Genomic DNA, 16186 nt, shown 5'->3' on the forward strand with positions numbered 1-16186 from the left:
TCGTTCGTGAAGAGCCGGATTCACGACGGCGACCGCCATCTTCGGCGGGTTCGCGCCGCTCGTCGGGCAGAAGCTCATCGACTCGACTGGTTGGGCACCCGCGCCCGGCGCGATGATCGCCGTCGTCGCGATCTGTGTGCTGCCCGTCGTGTGGTTCCAGAAGGAGACGGCCCCGAACGTGACAGAGGGCAACGCCGCCAACGATCCGGCCTCCCCCACCCGCACGCCGTGACCATCTGCGATTCCTGGCCACATTCGCGATCTTCGTCCACGTCTGCGATTTCCGGTCACCTTCGCGATTCCTGATCCCATCCGCGAATCCCGGTCACTTTCGCACCGCCAGCCGTGACGGCGAAGGCCGCGCCCGACGCGTCGGGCGCGGCCTTCGCGGCGTCCGACACGGGGCAGCTCGCATCGTCGCCATTCTTCGCGCCCCGGGCCCCCTGGACCACAATGGTGCGGTGAGTGAGACGAGACCCGCGCCCGAGACCGACGCCCCGCCTCTGGCGATGCAGATCGCGCTGCGCGTCGAGAAGACCGCGCCACCGGACGAACTCGACGCCTGCGCCGCGGCCGCGCAGGCCTGCGTCGGATTGCTCGTCGAGGCCGAGCGCCGCGCGCACCCCGTCGTGTCCTCTGATGCCGCCAGCGGCGCCGACGACGACGGCGCCGCTGGCGGCATCGAGACGCCCGCCCCCGACACTGCGATGCTCGACGCCATCGACGCCTGGCGCGGCATCGCCATCCGCAAGATCGTGAGGCGTTGCAGCGGCAAGCGCTGGAGTGACGCGCAGGCCCTCGACGGGGTGACGGCTCGTCACGGCAGCGCCGAGGCTCGTGCGTTCACGCCGGCGCCGACGTCACCGCTGCCGCCCGAGCTGAAGAAGATGCAGGTCGAGGGCACGCAGCTCCCGTCGCACCCCGACGATGGAACGAGCGACGCGCGCGACCCGCAGGACGTGCATGCGATGGTCACCGTCCGCCTCAGCCCCCTCGTCACGATGACGAGCGGAAAGAGCGCCGCGCAGTGCGCGCACGCGGCGCAGCGAGCGTGGGAATCGATGAGCGCCGACGAGCGCGCACGGTGGGCGGCCGACGACCACCGCGTCCGCATCGTTCGCGATACAGAGGCGCACTGGGCCGCGACGCCGGGCCGCGTCAGCATCATCGACGCCGGATTCACCGAACTCGACGGACAGCACGAGACGACCCGCGCGGACTGGTGACGCACCCGCGCACGTCACGATTCGTCGCCGAGCATCACGTGAACCGCGGTTTCCCGCGCAGGGAGCACAAGATTGCGGCCCGACGACCGGCAGAATGAATGCACCCGACCGTCAGGAGTTCTCGTGACCGCCACGCCCCGCCTCGTCGCCGACCTCGACGTGCTCGAACGCAACATCGACGCCATGGCGAGCCTGGGTCGTGACGCCGGTGTCGCGCTGCGGCCGCACGTCAAGACGCACAAGATGCCGGAGATCGCCACGATGCAGCGTGACGCGGCGACGCACGGCATCACCGTCGCGACGATCGGTGAGGCCGAGGTCTTCGTCGACGCGGGCTTCGACGACGTGTCCATCGCCTACCCCTTGTGGGTCGACGACGAGGCTGGGCGGCGCCTGCGGGCCCTCGCGGAACGCGCGCGCATCGGCGTCGGCTGCGACTCGATGACGGCCGCGCGCCAGCTGCGCAAGCCGCTCGGCTCTGCGGTGGTCGAGGTCCTCGTCGAGCTCGACTCGGGTCAGCACCGCACCGGCATCCCGGCGCGTGACGCAGGCGAGCTCGCCGCGGGCATCGCGAGCCTCGGCTTCGACGTGCGCGGCGTCTTCACCTTTCCCGGCCACTCGTACTCGCCGGAAGGCCGAGCCCAGTCCGCTGACGACGAACGCGCTGCGCTCGACGGCGCGTCACGAGCCCTGCGCGCCAAGGGAATCGAACCGCAACGTTCGTAGCGGCGGGTCGAGCCCGAGCATGGCGTTCGCTGCACGCAACGGCGCTGGCGAAGGCGCGCGCGGGCATGCCGGGGGTTGCGTCGTCGTCGGGGAGCGCCCTCACGAGCCTGCCTGGCGCCACCTCCGCCGTCAACGACGGCGCGGGCCCGTCGACGGATGTCGCCCCCACGGAGATGCGGCCCGGCGCGTACGTCTTCAACGATGCGCAGCAGTGGGAACTCGGAGCCTGCGCGGCCGGGGACATCGCGCTCACCGCACACGCGCGGGTCGTCTCGCACTCGGGTGGGCGTCTCGTGCTCGATGCCGGGTCGGAGACGCTCGCTGCCGACAAGGCGCCCTGGGCGAGCGGCCACGGTCGACTGCTCGACCATCCCGACGCGCGCATCGTGCAGATGTCCGAGCATCACGGCGTCGTCGACATGGCCGGGGCCTCCCTGCCCGCACTCGGCTCGACGGTGCGCGTCGTGCCGAATCACTGCTGCAACGCGATCAACCTGGCCAACGCGGTCGACGTCGTACGCAACGGCACGCTCGTGGACACCTGGGCCGTCGCAGCGCGGGGCATGAACAGCTGACGCCTTTCGCGTGCTCGAGTGTGTGGGGCGTGATCGATCCAGCGCTCGCACCGAGGCGCCGCGCAGGTGAGTCAGTTGGTGCCGGCCGAGTCAGTCCTGCGTGACTCGGCCAGCATCAACTGACTCGGCTGCGCGAGGCGGGCGAGCGTCAGCGCACGAATCGGCGCAGGGCGTCGCTGACCTCGGCGAGCTTGGTGGCCTGTTCGTCGCCCCCAGCTCGAGCAGCCTCGACGACGCAGTGGGCCATGTGGTCGTCGAGCAGCCCGAGCGCCACGGCCTTCAACCCCGACTGGATGGCCGCGATCTGGGTGAGGACGTCGATGCAGTACCGGTCTTCCTCGACCATCTTCTCGACGCCGCGCACCTGCCCCTCGATGCGCTTGAGCCGCTTGGACAGAGCATCCTTCGACCCGGCGTTCTCGTACCCCGGTTTCGACGGTTCACAGCACGACGACCCCGCGGCGTGATCGCCGCCATCGGACACCCCGTTGCCCGGCTCCACAGCGTCAACCAGGGCGTCTTCAGCCCCCGTCAGTGCGTCGACGACGGGTTCCTGCCGCATCGCCTCCACGGCCGGCTCCTTCGACTTCGTCTCGCTCACGCGCGCCCACCCTCCTCGTTCGATCGATGACTCGACTGTTGCTCCGCCGTCCCGGCGAAGCGGCGCAACCGCAGGCTGTTGAGCACGACGAACACCGAGCTGAACGCCATCGCGGCGCCCGCGATCATGGGGTTGAGCAGCCCCGCGGCGGCCAACGGAATCGCTGCGACGTTGTACGCAAACGCCCAGAACAGGTTGCTCTTGATCGTGTTCAGCGTCCTGCGGCCCAGGCGGATCGCGTCGCCGACGAGACGCAGATCGCCGCGCACGACGGTGACGTCAGCCGCTTCGATCGCAACGTCCGTGCCCGTTCCCATCGCGATGCCGAGATCGGCCTGCGCGAGCGCGGGAGCGTCGTTGACGCCGTCGCCGACCATCGCGACGACGCGCCCCTCACCCTGCAGACGCGTGATGACGTCGACCTTGCCCGCCGGCAGCACACCGGCGATGACGTCGTCGATGCGGACCGCGTCGGCGACGCTCCGCGCGGCGCGCTCGTTGTCGCCCGTCAGCAGGACGGTGTGCAGGCCGAGGCGCGACAGTCCGCGCAGGGCATCCGCGCTCGTCGGTTTCACGGTGTCGGTGACGGCGATGACGCCACGCGCCGCGGCGCCCCATCCGACGGCGACGACCGTCCCACCACCCGATTCGAGATCGTCGAAGGCTCCACGCAGGTGGCCGTCGAGAGCCATGCCCCGGGCCGCGAGAGCATCCGGGCGGCCGACGATGACGTCGACCATCACGGCTGCCTCAGCGTTCGGGCCGGGCACGCGCACTCGCCCCGTCACGCCCTCGCCGGGCATGTTGATGAAACCGTCGGCGGTCGGCAGATCGCCGACGCGGTCGCGGCCCGCGTCGGTGATGGCGCGAGCGATCGGGTGCTCCGAGCCGCTCTCGAGGGCTGCCGCAACAGCGAGCACGTCGTCCTCGGATTCACCACCGGCACAGACGATCTCACCGACCGACATCTCGCCGGAGGTGAGCGTTCCGGTCTTGTCGAGCACGACCGTGTCGATGCGATGCGTCGCCTCGAGCACCTCGGGGCCCTTGAAGAGCACCCCGAACTGCGCGCCGCGCCCGGTACCCACCATGAGCGCCGTCGGCGTCGCAAGACCCAGCGCGCAGGGGCACGCGATGATGAGCACCGCGACGGCTGCGGTGAACGCCGCTTCGACGTCGCCCGTCACGACGAGCCAGCCGAGGAGCGTCAGCACCGACAGCGCAATGACGACCGGCACGAAGATGCCGGAGACGCGATCGGCGAGCCGCTGCACGTCCGCTTTGCCGTTCTGCGCGTCCTCGACGAGCTTCGCCATCTGCGCGAGCTGCGTCTGCCCGCCGACGCGGGTGGCGCGCACCACGATCCGTCCGCTCGTGTTGAGCGTCGCCCCGATGACGGCGTCACCGGGGCCGACGTCGACGGGCACCGATTCGCCCGTCACCATCGAGGCGTCGACGGCGCTGTCACCGCTGACGACCTCGCCGTCGGTCGCGATCTTCTCGCCGGGTCGCACGACGATGCGGTCGCCGACGACGAGTTGGCCTGCGTTCACACGCTGCTCGCGCTCGACGCCGTCAGGGCCGGAGCGCAGGACGGTCGCCTCCTTGGCCCCCAGGTCGAGCAGAGCGCGCAGCGCGGCGCCGCTCGCGCGTTTCGAACGCGCCTCGACGAAGCGTCCGAGCAGCACGAACGTCGTGACGCCGGCGGCCGCCTCCAGGTAGATGTTCGACGCACCGTGCCCTCGCGTCGCGCCGAAGTCGAAGCCGTGCTTCATGCCCGGCATGCCGGCGTCGCCGAAGAACAGCGCGTACAGCGACCACGCGAACGCCGCGATCGTGCCGACGCTGACGAGGGTGTCCATCGTCGTCGCGCCGTGCTTGAGGTTCATCCACGCGGCGCGATGGAACGGCCACGCACCCCAGACCACGACGGGCGCCGCGAGCGTCAGCGACAGCCACTGCCAGTTCGTGAACTGCAGCGGCGGAATCATCGCCATGAGCACGACGGGCACCGTCAGCACAGCGCTGACGACGAGGCGCTGCCGCAGCTCGCGCACGTGCGCGTCGGCCGGTGATTCGCCCGCTTTGCCGGCGCGAGCGCCGCTGTCCGCCCCGTCAGCGTCGGCCGATGACGGCGGGGAAACCGGTTCCGGCGTGATGACGCTCGCGCCGTAGCCGGTCTTCTCGACCGTTGCGACGAGGTCGTCGGGCGTCACGTCGTCGGCGAAGGCCACGCGTGCCTTCTCCGTCGCGTAGTTGACGCTGGCCTCGACGCCGTCGAGCTTGTTGAGCTTGCGTTCGATGCGGTTCGCGCACGAGGCGCACGTCATGCCCCTCAGCGCCAGTTCGACACTCTGCGTCGGCGTTGCCGGAGCCTCGGGGGCTACTGGCGCCGCTGGGGTGGGGGTCCGGGTCTGCGTGGTCGTCTTGATCATCCTCAGGCGAGCTGGTATCCGGCTTCGGTGACGGCGGCGTCGACCTGCTCGCGGCTCACGGGCCGGTCGGAGGTGAACGTCACGACGCCGCTCTCGTGGTTGGCGACGACGTCGCTGACGCCGGGGATCTCCTCGAGTTCCTCGCGCACGCTCATCTCGCAGTGGCCACAGGTCATGCCGGTGACGATGTACGTGCTGGTGTTCTGCTCAGCCATGACTGCTCCTTCGTCGTGTTCTACTGACACACAACACCATACCCCCAGGGGGTATTCCCCTCCGGTCGACCGTCGCCCGCCCCCACCGTCGCGCGCGTCAGTTCGATGCCAGGTGCGCGCCGAAGCGCTGCATCCCGCGGATCCACCGGTCGTAGTCGGCGCCCTTGGCGCGGTACATGTCGAGCACGTTCGCGTGGGGCAGCACGAGGAACGTCTCGTTCTCGATCGCGCGCATGACGTCGTCCGCCACCTGCGCAGGCGTGAGCACCGGGCCCGATTCGGTGACGGCGCGCTGCGCGACGCGCGAGGCGCCGCCGGTCTCGGTCAGCAGGTTCGTGTCGACGCCCATCGGGCACAGGCAGCTGACGCCGACGCCCTTGTCGCCGTACGACACGGCGAGCCATTCGGCGAAGGCGAGCGCCGCGTGCTTCGTCGTCGCGTACGTCGACGAGCCGATCTGCGTGAGCAGGCCGGCAGCCGACGCCGTCGAGACGAAGTAGCCGCGGCCGCGCTCCACCCATCCCGGCACGAGCTGCTGCGCGGCGCGCACGTGCGCCATGAGGTTGACGTCGATCGCGGTGGCCCAGCTCGCCTCGTCGGCCAGATCTGCGCCCACGCCGACGCCTGCGTTCGCGACGTAGACGTCGACCGGCGCACCGAACTCGCGTTCGGCGAGGGCGATGACCTCGGCGATGTCGGCGGCGCTCGAGGCGTCACCGGCGGCAGCGACCACGTCGCCGTGGGCGGTGGCGAGCCGTTCGCGCGTGGCACTGAGACGCTCGCCGTCGAGGTCGGTGAGGGCGACCTTCGCGCCGCGTTCGAGCAGCGCCTCCGCAAGCGCCGCGCCGATCCCGCCTGCCGCCCCGGTCACCACGCACACCGCGCCGTGAACATCCATGTCTGCCACCTCGTTCATCGTCGTGAAGCATTGTTGAGCAATGCTCAATAGTCACCTCGATCACATCACAGACTGCGTCGGCCGCGCCAGGGGTTCATCGCCACCGGCTCTTCCGACCGGCGCCCGGCCGAGCGATCCGTGCGCATCTCAGCGCCGCCCGGCCACTGCCGGGCCGGGCGAACCACGCCCGCCCCTCGAACGACGTGCGACGACCCGCTCGGCTCCCCCGGCCCGAGACGATACGTTCGAGCCATGCCATGGAACCCTCCAGAGATTCCCGCCTCCGCCGGCTCACTGCTCTTCGATCGTTCGGGGCGCCTGCTCATCCTCGAGCCGACATACAAGAGCGGCTGGACGATCCCCGGCGGCGCGATGGAGGCCGACGGCGAGAGTCCATGGGACGGATGCCGGCGCGAGGTGCTCGAAGAGACGGGGCTGGTCGTGACGAGCGGACACCTCGTCATCGTCGACACCCGCCCGGGCAAGCTCGAGCGCAAGCTGGGGCTGCGCTTCCTCTTCGACTGCGGCACCCTCGACGACAAGCAGATTGCCTCGATCCGCCTGCAGGCCGACGAGATCGCCTCCCACCGCTTCGCCGAACGCGACGAGGCGCTGGCCCTGCTGTCGAAGCCCGTCGGACGGCGCGTCGCGCACGGCTGGGGCGCCCCTCACTGCCTCTACCTCGAGAACGGTCGGCCGGTCGACGGGGTGAACTGACGCCCCGGGGCTCACCCCTCTGCGGTTGCCTCGGCCTGTTGACGCACCCCGCATCAGCCCGCAGGTCAGGCATCCACGCCCGCGGGAATGCGGATCGCAGCGCGACATCATAGGCTGGGCATCGAACGGAACGGCGCGCTCAGCGTCGTTGATTCTTCAACGAAGGTGGTATTCGCATGTTCAACCCCGGCAAGGCTCTCGGCCGCGCGATGGTCGGTTCGCTGTTCGTCTACGGCGGCCAGAACGCCATCAAGAACCGCGCTCACCTCGTGCCGATGATCGACGCCGCGCAGGAGCGCTACGGCCTCAAGGGTCAGCTCCCGCTCACGTCCGAGCAGCTCATCCAGGCCAACGGCGCCGGCATGATCGCCCTCGGCGCGGCGATGGGCCTCGGCATCAAGTCGCGTCTCGCTGCCATCGGCCTGCTGCCGTTGCTGGCCGCCACGACGGTCTCCGCCCACAACTTCTGGGACATCAAGGACGACCCGCAGGCCCGCAACCAGCAGATGACCGCCTTCTTCGGCAACCTCGCCGCCGCCGGTGGCCTCGTCACCGTCATCATGACGAAGAACTGACGCACCCGGGCGTCGAGGTCTGAGACGTCTGCGATCGACGGCTGAGGAGTCGCCGTCCGAGAATTCGATGGCGGCCTTGCGCCGCGTCACGCGTGAGAGCCGGAACCCTGCCTGGCAGGGTTCCGGCTCTCACGCGTTTTGTCTCGCAGCGGCGAGCGGCGCCAGCGGCGTCTCGGCTCTCAACGCGTGTCACCGCGACGCACGTAGCGCCGGGCATCCGACGTGATCGGCTCGGCTCTCGCCGAATTGGGGGGCGGAGAACAGATCGGAAACCTCCCCGATCGCTTCCGATTGTCTGGCGAGCTTCTGCGACATCGACGAGACGCGTGCGCACCTCACGAGTCGACCTGGCACGTTCAGACCCTAGGTGCGAAGTGACGATAAGACGTCGACCAGCCCGATGTGCACGCGCACTCGATGAGCGACGGCTCGTGCCAGCGGGGTGTACCCACCCACGAAAGTAGGCACCCTCTCAGGTGTGCACTTTCGAAGATGCGGAATCTAGGGACGGTCCTATTGGCGGTTTCCCTCGTTGAGGTGGCCGGTCTTGCCGGATGGTCAGGCGATGCGTGCGCCGCCGTCGACGTGGATGGTCTCGCCGGTTACGAACGACCCTTCGAGCAACCACAGGGCGGCACGTGCGATGTCGTCGTTCCGCCCCACTCGGCCGACCAGGGTCGCGCGCCCGGAGTCCTCGAGAAATTCGTGCTTCGCGTTGTCTCCCATCGCATCCCAGCTGCCGGAATCGATGATGCCGGGCGAGATCGCGTTGACCCTGATGGGAGCGAGCTCCTTTGCGAGATGCGTGACGGCGTAGGTGACCGCCCCGTTCGTGATGCCCATGACGGCGTATCCGGGCGACGGGTTCCACGCGGCGACGCCGGAGAACAGCAGAAGGCTGCCGTCGGGGCGAACCGTCTTGGCTGCATGCTTCGCCAGCAACATCGGACCGATCACCTTGGCCTCGAAGGCGGAGACGACATGATCGTGGTCGAGCTGCGAGACCGGCACGTTGTGATGCGCAGACGCGGTGGTGACGATGTGATCGAGTGGTCCGACCTCGTCCAGAGCGCGCACGATGCTGTCTTCGTCGGTGATGTCGATGCTGACAGCTCGCGCTCCGGGGATCCGCTCAGCGGCCTCGCGCGCTTTCACCAGGTCGCGAGCACCGATGACAGGTGTTGCGCCTGCTTCGTGGATGGCGTTCGCGATGGCGAACCCGATATCGCGCGCGCCGCCGATGATGAGGATGTTCTGGCTGGCCAGGGGCAGGGTGGCACTCATGGGGTTCTCCCTTGCGTTGCGGTAATGAGATGCGTTGTGCGGGGATCAGATGTGGCGACGCTCGCGCGCGTCCAGTCGCAGGGTGACAAAGGCAAGGGCCAACCCCGCTGCGGTCACCATAGCGCCGACGATGTTGGCCGAGGCGTACCCGAAACCGGCCCCGATGGCGGCGCCAGGGAGCCACGCAGACGGTCCGTTCGAGCCGACTGCTTCCATCGCACGAGGTGCCTGAACGCTTCCAGGGCCGGTCTGCCTCGACTTTGCGCAAGCGGGTGGCTCCGGGCCCGACTGTGCAATGTCCGAGGCGTGTCGTGTGCAAAGTACGGCGCATCTCGACATCGGTCAGCCGCATTCCTGGGCTATTGCAAAGGCCTGGTTCGAGTCAGTTGCCCAGGCTTGCCGGTGAACGTGTGAGTGGGGCCCCGCCAAGTTTGGCGGGGCCCCACTCACACGTTCAAGCGTGCAAGACGATCAGTGCTTGATCATCCCGTGCGGGTCGATGATGTACTTCTCGTCCGAACCCTCGTTGAACTTCGCGTATGCGTCAGGGGCCTCGTCGAGGCTGATGACCTGGGTGTTCAGCATGTCGCTCAGGTAGGGCATGCGGTCCCACAGGATGGCCATCATGAGTTCACGGTTGTAGTGCATGATCGGCGCCTGGCCCGCAGAGATGCGGGGCGACTTGATCCATACCTTGCCGAAGTCGAGCGGGAAGGTGCCTTCCTTGCCTTCCTGCGTCGGCGCGAGCGGGTCGGGCCCGTAGACACCGATGACGCCCGTGGCGCCGCCGGCTCGGGTTGCGTCCATGACCTGGTTGATCGCGGCCTGCGGCATGAGCTTGTCCGCGTCGGAGCCGATGCCGTGAGCTTCGGATCCGACGTAGTCGACAGCGCTGTCGACCATCGGCTCACCGAGGATGGCCTCGATCTGGTCGGTCAGGGGCACGTCCTGGGACAGGTCGATGGTCTCGCAGCCGTTGCGCTTGACTAGGTCGAGTCGCTTCTGGTCGTAGTCGCCGACGATGATGCACGACGCACCGAGCAGGCGGGCCGCAGCAGCGCCGCAGCGTCCGACGGGGCCAGCGCCGGCGATGTACACGGTGGAGCCCGGCTTGGCGCCGGCTTCCATGAGACCGTGGAATGCGGTGGGGAGGATGTCCGACAGCAGCGCCAGGTCGCGGATCTTCTCCATGGCCTGGTCCTTGTCGGGGAAGCGCAGGAGCTGGAAGTCGGCGTAGGGCACGAACATGTACTCGGCCTGGCCGCCGTCCCAGTTACCCAGGTTGAAGCCGTAGGCGGCGCAGGAGGCGTCGGGGTTCGTCGTCTCGCACACCTCGGTGTGGCGGGCGCGGCAGTTGCGGCAGCGGCCGCAGGCGACGTTGAAGGGGACGGAGACGAGGTCGCCCTCGGACAGGAACTCGACGTCAGGGCCGACCTCGACGACCTGGCCAGTCATCTCGTGACCCATGAGCATGCCCTCGGGCACCGGGAACGAACCGCGGTAGATGTGCAGGTCGGACCCGCAGATGTTCGTTGCGACGATCTTGAGGATGACGCCGTGCGGGGCCTTCTGGCCGTTCGGCATCTCGAGCTTGGGGTAATCGACGGTGTCGACTCGCATGTCTTCGGCACCGTGGAACACCACGGCGCGGTTACCAGTTGCCATGTCTTTCACTCCTTCGACCGCCCCAGCTCGAAGCGGCCCGTCGAGGGGCCCGTGGATTACGGGTCTGGCTGTAGCTAACCAGAGTGCGGTTGTTTGTTCCAGCCCGATGCAACCGCGTCGGGGCGTCCATGTCGCGAGTTGAATCGCCCCGGGTTCGGTAGAGGCTGTCAGCCGGCGCAAGGATCGACAACATGGCAGCACCAGGGGCTGCCGAAGAGTCGATTGCACCCCAACTCGACCAGCGCGCCATCACACACTGCTCAACCGATGTCGCGGGGCGCTGCTCGTCGCGCACGCCGACTGGTGGTCAGGGGGGTGAGGTTCGCGGCGAAGCGCGCCTTCGGCCCAGACGGAGCCAGATCCGTCCTGGCTGGCGGGCCGGAACGTTACGGCCTGTTCGCCAGCAACGTCCTCAACTGCGCCGCTGCCTCGTTCGCCGCCTGCTCGCTCATCTGCGACGGGTCCAACCCGATCAGCGGGCGAACCTGCAGCATGCAGTCCAGCCTCGCCTGCTGATTTGGGTCGTAGCTGACCTGCGGCAGGCCCTCCTCCTCGGCGATGTCCTCCGCCTCGTCTCGGCCTCGTCCACCATCGTTTTCTCCCACACGCTCGGAATCGGCACAAACGCCACCTGGCTCCAATCCGGGACCGGACTCGCGGGCGGCATCCGCAGTCTCGCCTGCCTCCGGCTCGCCCATTCCGAAAGGCCGAGGACGAGTCATGACGCTCGCCGCGAGGGTGGTCGTGGCGCAAGGGCCGTCATCGATCGTCAGTTGACGCGGGTGGGCAGCTCCTGGCCCGCACGGTGGGCGTCGATGTTGGCAAGGACGACGTCGGCCATCGCGCGGCGCGTCTCGTGCGTCGCGCTCGCGACGTGCGGGGTGATGACGACCGTGTCGAGGTCGCATAGCTCCTGCGGGATGCCTGGCTCGTCGGCGAACACGTCGAGCGCGGCGCCCGCGATCGCGTCATGCTGCAACGCCTCGATGAGCGCCTCCTGGTCGACGACGCTGCCCCGCGCAATATTGACGAGGTAGCCGTTTTCACCGAGGGCGGCGAGCACGTCGGCGTCGACGAGCGCCTTCGTCTGCGCGCCGCCAGGAGTCGCGACGACGAGGACGTCGGCCCATTCGGCCAGCGCCGCGGGGCTCTCCTCGTAGTCGTAGGCGACGTCCTTGCGCGAACGATTGTGGTACCTGATCTCGCAGCGGAACCCTTCGAATCGCGTCGCGATGGCCTGCCCGATGCGGCCGAGACCGAGGATGCCGACCTTCGCTCCGGTGACGCGCCGCTGCAGCGGGTACGGGCCGTCACTCTTCCAACGACCCTGTCGCGCATACCGATCCGAGGCGGAGATGGCGCGCATGACGTCGATCGTCAGGCCGATGGCGAGGTCGGCGACACAGTCGTCGAGGACGTCGGGGGTGTTCGTCACCGGGATGCCACGCGCGGTGGCCGCGTCGACGTCGGTGGCGTCGTACCCGACGCCGAAGTTGGCGATGAGTTCGAGGTTCGGCAACGCGTCGATGAGGCGCGCATCCGCTCCGACGCCCGCACTGCTGACAACGACGCGGATGTCAGCGGCGTGATCGTCGAGCATCGCGCGTCGGTCAGCGCCACCGCGTGGCCAGGTCAAGGCGCCGTCATCGACGAGCTGCTCGACGAGCGGCGGGTACAGCCCGCCGGCGCCCAGGATCAGTGTGTCGCTCATGCCCTCATCGTGGCATCCCGGTCACGCTCGAGCCGATGCGCCCCGCGACGCGCGCGGCACCACGGAGCGGGGCACCCAAGTCCTACGTGTCGGCCGCCAGCGTCTGGGAGACGACGATCAAGGTGCTCTCCGGCAAGCTGTCCGGGCCTGACGACATCACGACCCTCTGCGGGCGGCCGGGCTCTTCGAGTTGCCCGTTCTTCCTTGGCATGCCGATGAGGCGGCGCGCGTCAGCAGCGAACTGCCCCACCGCGACCCGTTCGACGCGATGCTCGTCACCCAGGCAGCCCTCGAAGACCTGACCCTGGTGACAGCCGACCGCCATCTTCTCGGCACCTCGCTCTGCCGCACCCTCGACGCCTCGCGCCGAAGACGACCAAGCGAGCTCCTGGCCGAGCCTGCGAGGTCAGCCCCCACCCCCACGCTGACGACGATCAAGCGAGCCCGCTGGGCGAGCGCTGAGGAGTCAGCGTCAAAGATCATCGAACTCCGGGTGACCGGGCAGCGCGCTCGCGCTGCCCGGTCACCCCGAGTTGCGCAGCGCTGTCGCCAGTCCGTTCATCGTGAGCAGGATGCCGCGTTTGAGTTGGGGGTCATCGTCGCCGGCGCGGTAGCGGCGCAGGAGTTCGACCTGCAGGTGGTTGAGGGGCTCGAGGTAGGGGAAGCGGTTGAAGACGGAACGTTTGAGAGCGGCGTTGTCCCACAGCAGGTCGTCGTGGCCGGTGATCTTCTCGTACATGGCGAGGGTGCGGGCGTGTTCGTCGCGGATCTTGTCGAACACGCGCGTTCGCAGGTCGGCGTCTTCGACGAGTTCGGCGTATTCGGCGGCGAGTCCGAGGTCGGATTTCGCCATGACCTGCGCCATGTTGGAGATGACGGAGCGGAAGAACGGCCAGCGTTCGACGTAGCCGCGCAGTTGCGCGAGGCGCGCGTCGTCGTCACCGATCCAGCGTTCGAGGGCGGTGCCCGTGCCATACCAGCCGGGCAGCATGACGCGGCACAGCGACCACGACATCACCCACGGGATGGCGCGCAGGTCGGCGATCGACGACGTCGGTTTGCGTGAGCTGGGGCGGGAGCCGATGTTGAGTTCGCCGATCTCGGCGACGGGCGTCGACGTCTTGAAGTAGTCGACGAATCCGTCGGTGCGGTGCACGAGGTCGCCGTACGCCTCGCGGGCGAGGGCGGCGATCTCGTCCATCGCGGCGTAGGCGTCGTCGACCTCGGACGGTTCGAGACCCTCGACGTCGAGCAGGGACGACTCGATCGTCGCGGAGACGAGTGCCTCGAGGTTGCGCGTGGCGAGCTTCGGTTCGGCGTACTTGGCGGCGATGATCTCGCCCTGTTCGGTGAGGCGCAGCGAGCCACGCACGGCGCCCGGCGGTTGCGCGAGGATCGCGTCGTAGCTCGGGCCACCACCACGTCCGACGGTGCCGCCGCGGCCGTGGAACAGCCGCAGTCGGATGCCGGCTTCTTCGGCCACCTCGACGAGGTCGAGTTCCGCGCGGTACAGCGCCCAGTTGGCGGCCATGTAGCCGCCGTCCTTGTTCGAGTCGCTGTAGCCGAGCATGACCTCCTGCAGCCCTCCGCCCTTGCGTGCAGGTGCACCCGGGTGCATCTGCACGCAGTGGGTGTCGGCGGGCGGCGCCTTCGAATCGACGAGGGCGCGGTAGGCGGGGACGGCGAGCGCCGCGCGCAGCGTCGTCGCGGAGACCTGCAGATCCTCGATCGTCTCGAACAGGGGCACGATGTTGACGCTGCAGCGCGGACCGTCTGGCGTCACCGTCAGCAGCCCGGCCTCCTTGAGCAGGACGGCCGTCTCGAGCATGTCGGACACGCTCGTGCACATCGAGATGACGTGGTTCGGCACGGCCTTCTCACCGAACGTCCTGACGGCGTGTGCGGCGGCCGCGGTGATCGCGAGTTCCTTCGTCGTCGTCTCGCTGAACGTCGCATTCGGCCCGGCGAGGGGACGGTTGTTCGCGAGCTCCGCGGTGAGCAGCTCGACGCGGGCGTCCTCGTCGAGCGCGGCGTAGTCGTCGCAGACGCCGGCCCAGGCGAACAGCTCCGCGATGGTCGCCTCGTGCGTCTCGGAGTTCTGGCGCAGGTCGAGGCCGTAGAGGTGAAAACCGAACGTGCGCACCGCTTCTCGCAGCGTGGCGAGTCGGTCGTCGGCGATCAGGTCGTCACTGGTGCTGCGCAGCGAGGCGTCGATGACGTCGAGGTCGGCGAGGAACTCCTCGGGCGTCGCATAGGCGACGTACGGGTCGTCAGCCTCACCGCCCTGCCCCGCGCCGACGGCGCCGGCCGGCCCAGCCGCGCCCGCCGCGCCGGGATCGCCCGCATCAGCCCCCACGACGACCCCATGCGTCACCATGAGTCGGTCGTGCACGTACGACAACGCCTGACGGTAGGGCTCGTCGTCGCGCGCGTCACCGGCGTCAGCCGCGTGCTGCGCGAGGGCCAGCAACTCGTCCGTGACGGGCGCCATGCGTCGGGAGAGCGACAGGCTCGTCTGCAGCTTGTCGAGCTCGTCGAGGTAGTGATCGAGCGCCGTCTCCGCGGCACGGCGTGTGGCGTAGGCGACGACGTCACCCGTGACGTTGGGGTTGCCGTCACGGTCGCCACCGATCCACGAACCAGCCTGCAGCACAGGATCATCCGCGATTCCAGCGCCCGGGAGCAGGGCCGCGAACGCGTCACGCAGCTCGGCGTTGAGCGTCGGCATCACCTCGAAGAACGCGGCGTCGTACCAGCGCAGGCCCGCGTCGATCTCGTCGGTGATCGTGATCTTGCTCAGCCGGATGAGGGCCGTCTGCCACAGCGTCAGCACCCACAGCTTGATCTGGCGCAGGTTCTCCGCATCCTCGCTCGGGTCGAGCTGCATGCGCGTGCGCTCCCGCATGAGGCGCTTGATGTGGCTCTGCGCCTCGAAGACGGTGCGGCGGCGCGTCTCCGTCGGGTGCGCCGTGATGACGGGAACGACGGTGGCGCCCGCCAGCCGCTCGGAGGCCGTGTCACCGTCGATATGGGCGCCGGCGAGCTTGCGGAAGGTCGCCGCGAGCGAGCCGTCCTGCGGATCCTCCCCCGCCGCGACGTGAGCGGCGCGGCGACGCTCACGGTGCAGATCCTCCGCGATGTTCGCGAGCAACGCGAAGTGGCTGAACGCTCGGATGACGTGGAGGGCGTCGCGCGTCGACAGCCCCGTCAGCGTGTCGCCGAACGACGCGCGGTCGACCTCCTGACGACGGACCCCGAACGCCCTGACCCGGGCGTCCTCGACGAGGCCGAAGACGCGTTCACCCTCGTGCTCGCGGATGACGTCACCGAGCAACCCGCCGAGCAGACGGATGTCGTCGCGCAGCGGCTCGGTGGCCGAGCGGTCCGCGTCAGTGGTCGTGAAGTGCAGAAGTTCTGACATGTTCGCCAGTATGCCGAGGCCGGCCCCCGCGTTTCAGCGGCGTCCAGGCCGTGTCACACGCCCGAAACACGCTTGCGCCACAGCGTGTTCGAGCTCGGGGGATGCGGCAATGACCTGACGTGCACGAAATGGCGCGG

16 protein-coding genes are annotated in these 16186 nt (G+C 68.9%); 5 read left to right on the forward strand and 11 right to left on the reverse strand.

The features are described from left to right. Positions 1 to 255 (reverse strand): hypothetical protein (locus tag HMPREF0321_RS16765; RefSeq protein WP_217490529.1); only part of this gene is annotated, 255 nt, incomplete at its 3' end. Positions 256 to 461: 206 nt separating this feature from the next. Here HMPREF0321_RS16765 and HMPREF0321_RS07895 point away from each other — a divergent pair. From HMPREF0321_RS07895 to HMPREF0321_RS14885, 3 genes are all read left to right on the forward strand, one after another. Further along, positions 462 to 1226 carry a peptidyl-tRNA hydrolase gene (locus HMPREF0321_RS07895; RefSeq protein ID WP_254653979.1) on the forward strand — a complete coding sequence of 255 codons (765 nt, stop codon included), beginning with the start codon at positions 462 to 464 and terminating at the stop codon, positions 1224 to 1226. A gap of 123 nt (positions 1227 to 1349) precedes the next feature. Beyond that, on the forward strand, positions 1350 to 1952 hold the full coding sequence (locus HMPREF0321_RS07900) for an alanine racemase (RefSeq protein WP_006945722.1): 603 nt from the start codon (positions 1350 to 1352) through the stop codon (positions 1950 to 1952). 65 nt (positions 1953 to 2017) lie between these two features. Beyond that, positions 2018 to 2527, forward strand: coding sequence for a hypothetical protein (locus HMPREF0321_RS14885; protein WP_006945700.1), 510 nt, complete (start codon positions 2018 to 2020; stop codon positions 2525 to 2527). Positions 2528 to 2675: 148 nt separating this feature from the next. Here HMPREF0321_RS14885 and HMPREF0321_RS17405 read toward each other — a convergent pair whose 3' ends face one another. The 4 genes from HMPREF0321_RS17405 to HMPREF0321_RS07920 all read right to left on the reverse strand — a co-directional run bounded on the left by HMPREF0321_RS17405 (position 2676) and on the right by HMPREF0321_RS07920 (position 6676). Next, positions 2676 to 3128: a metal-sensitive transcriptional regulator gene (locus tag HMPREF0321_RS17405; RefSeq protein WP_006945739.1), complete on the reverse strand. Its 453-nt coding sequence runs from the start codon at positions 3126 to 3128 to the stop codon at positions 2676 to 2678. After that, positions 3125 to 5563 (reverse strand): cation-translocating P-type ATPase, encoded by a 2439-nt coding sequence (locus HMPREF0321_RS07910; RefSeq protein WP_006945698.1) that lies wholly within the window; start codon positions 5561 to 5563, stop codon positions 3125 to 3127. Before HMPREF0321_RS07910 ends, HMPREF0321_RS17405 begins: the two co-directional genes overlap by 4 nt. 2 nt (positions 5564 to 5565) lie before the next feature. Further along, on the reverse strand, positions 5566 to 5778 hold the full coding sequence (locus HMPREF0321_RS07915; protein ID WP_006945696.1) for a heavy-metal-associated domain-containing protein: 213 nt from the start codon (positions 5776 to 5778) through the stop codon (positions 5566 to 5568). A gap of 97 nt (positions 5779 to 5875) precedes the next feature. Further along, entirely contained in the window at positions 5876 to 6676 is an 801-nt protein-coding gene (locus HMPREF0321_RS07920; RefSeq protein WP_040014715.1) for an SDR family oxidoreductase, read from the reverse strand. Between the two features lie 252 nt (positions 6677 to 6928). Here HMPREF0321_RS07920 and HMPREF0321_RS07925 point away from each other — a divergent pair, with 252 nt between their 5' ends. Beyond that, a complete protein-coding gene (locus HMPREF0321_RS07925) occupies positions 6929 to 7393 on the forward strand; it encodes an NUDIX hydrolase (protein WP_006945706.1) in 465 nt (154 codons plus the stop codon). 176 nt (positions 7394 to 7569) lie between these two features. Continuing rightward, positions 7570 to 7968: a DoxX family membrane protein gene (locus HMPREF0321_RS07930; RefSeq protein ID WP_006945735.1), complete on the forward strand. Its 399-nt coding sequence runs from the start codon at positions 7570 to 7572 to the stop codon at positions 7966 to 7968. A gap of 558 nt (positions 7969 to 8526) precedes the next feature. Here HMPREF0321_RS07930 and HMPREF0321_RS07935 read toward each other — a convergent pair. The 6 genes from HMPREF0321_RS07935 to ppc form a co-directional block, all read right to left on the reverse strand. Beyond that, positions 8527 to 9252 (reverse strand): SDR family oxidoreductase, encoded by a 726-nt coding sequence (locus HMPREF0321_RS07935; protein WP_006945713.1) that lies wholly within the window; start codon positions 9250 to 9252, stop codon positions 8527 to 8529. Positions 9253 to 9723: 471 nt separating this feature from the next. Further along, positions 9724 to 10917, reverse strand: coding sequence for an alcohol dehydrogenase catalytic domain-containing protein (locus HMPREF0321_RS07940; protein ID WP_040014706.1), 1194 nt, complete (start codon positions 10915 to 10917; stop codon positions 9724 to 9726). Positions 10918 to 11303: 386 nt separating this feature from the next. Then, positions 11304 to 11615, reverse strand: a complete 312-nt coding sequence (locus tag HMPREF0321_RS07945) for a hypothetical protein (protein ID WP_038566873.1) — start codon at positions 11613 to 11615, stop codon at positions 11304 to 11306. 71 nt (positions 11616 to 11686) lie between these two features. After that, complete coding sequence (locus HMPREF0321_RS07950) at positions 11687 to 12628, reverse strand: 2-hydroxyacid dehydrogenase (RefSeq protein ID WP_006945730.1); 942 nt, start codon at positions 12626 to 12628, stop codon at positions 11687 to 11689. A gap of 82 nt (positions 12629 to 12710) precedes the next feature. Further along, positions 12711 to 12953: a hypothetical protein gene (locus HMPREF0321_RS16770; protein WP_006945682.1), complete on the reverse strand. Its 243-nt coding sequence runs from the start codon at positions 12951 to 12953 to the stop codon at positions 12711 to 12713. Between the two features lie 198 nt (positions 12954 to 13151). Then, positions 13152 to 16049 (reverse strand): phosphoenolpyruvate carboxylase, encoded by a 2898-nt coding sequence (gene ppc, locus HMPREF0321_RS07960; protein ID WP_006945736.1) that lies wholly within the window; start codon positions 16047 to 16049, stop codon positions 13152 to 13154. Between the last annotated feature and the right edge of the window lie 137 nt (positions 16050 to 16186).

Origin of the sequence: Dermacoccus sp. Ellin185 (assembly GCF_000152185.1) — a bacterium.
GTDB classification, from domain to species: domain Bacteria; phylum Actinomycetota; class Actinomycetes; order Actinomycetales; family Dermatophilaceae; genus Dermacoccus; species Dermacoccus nishinomiyaensis.

What these genes read in the sequence shown, in the direction of transcription:
- HMPREF0321_RS14885 (WP_006945700.1), top strand. Translation starts at nt 2,018, where the DNA reads ATGCCGGGGGTTGCGTCGTCGTCGGGGAGCGCCCTCACGAGCCTGCCT.
- HMPREF0321_RS07910 (WP_006945698.1), bottom strand. Translation starts at nt 5,563, where the DNA reads ATGATCAAGACGACCACGCAGACCCGGACCCCCACCCCAGCGGCGCCA.
- HMPREF0321_RS07915 (WP_006945696.1), bottom strand. Translation starts at nt 5,778, where the DNA reads ATGGCTGAGCAGAACACCAGCACGTACATCGTCACCGGCATGACCTGT.
- HMPREF0321_RS07920 (WP_040014715.1), bottom strand. Translation starts at nt 6,676, where the DNA reads ATGGATGTTCACGGCGCGGTGTGCGTGGTGACCGGGGCGGCAGGCGGG.
- HMPREF0321_RS07925 (WP_006945706.1), top strand. Translation starts at nt 6,929, where the DNA reads ATGCCATGGAACCCTCCAGAGATTCCCGCCTCCGCCGGCTCACTGCTC.
- HMPREF0321_RS07930 (WP_006945735.1), top strand. Translation starts at nt 7,570, where the DNA reads ATGTTCAACCCCGGCAAGGCTCTCGGCCGCGCGATGGTCGGTTCGCTG.
- HMPREF0321_RS07935 (WP_006945713.1), bottom strand. Translation starts at nt 9,252, where the DNA reads ATGAGTGCCACCCTGCCCCTGGCCAGCCAGAACATCCTCATCATCGGC.
- HMPREF0321_RS07940 (WP_040014706.1), bottom strand. Translation starts at nt 10,917, where the DNA reads ATGGCAACTGGTAACCGCGCCGTGGTGTTCCACGGTGCCGAAGACATG.
- HMPREF0321_RS07945 (WP_038566873.1), bottom strand. Translation starts at nt 11,615, where the DNA reads ATGGGCGAGCCGGAGGCAGGCGAGACTGCGGATGCCGCCCGCGAGTCC.
- HMPREF0321_RS07950 (WP_006945730.1), bottom strand. Translation starts at nt 12,628, where the DNA reads ATGAGCGACACACTGATCCTGGGCGCCGGCGGGCTGTACCCGCCGCTC.
- HMPREF0321_RS16770 (WP_006945682.1), bottom strand. Translation starts at nt 12,953, where the DNA reads ATGGCGGTCGGCTGTCACCAGGGTCAGGTCTTCGAGGGCTGCCTGGGT.
- ppc (WP_006945736.1), bottom strand. Translation starts at nt 16,049, where the DNA reads ATGTCAGAACTTCTGCACTTCACGACCACTGACGCGGACCGCTCGGCC.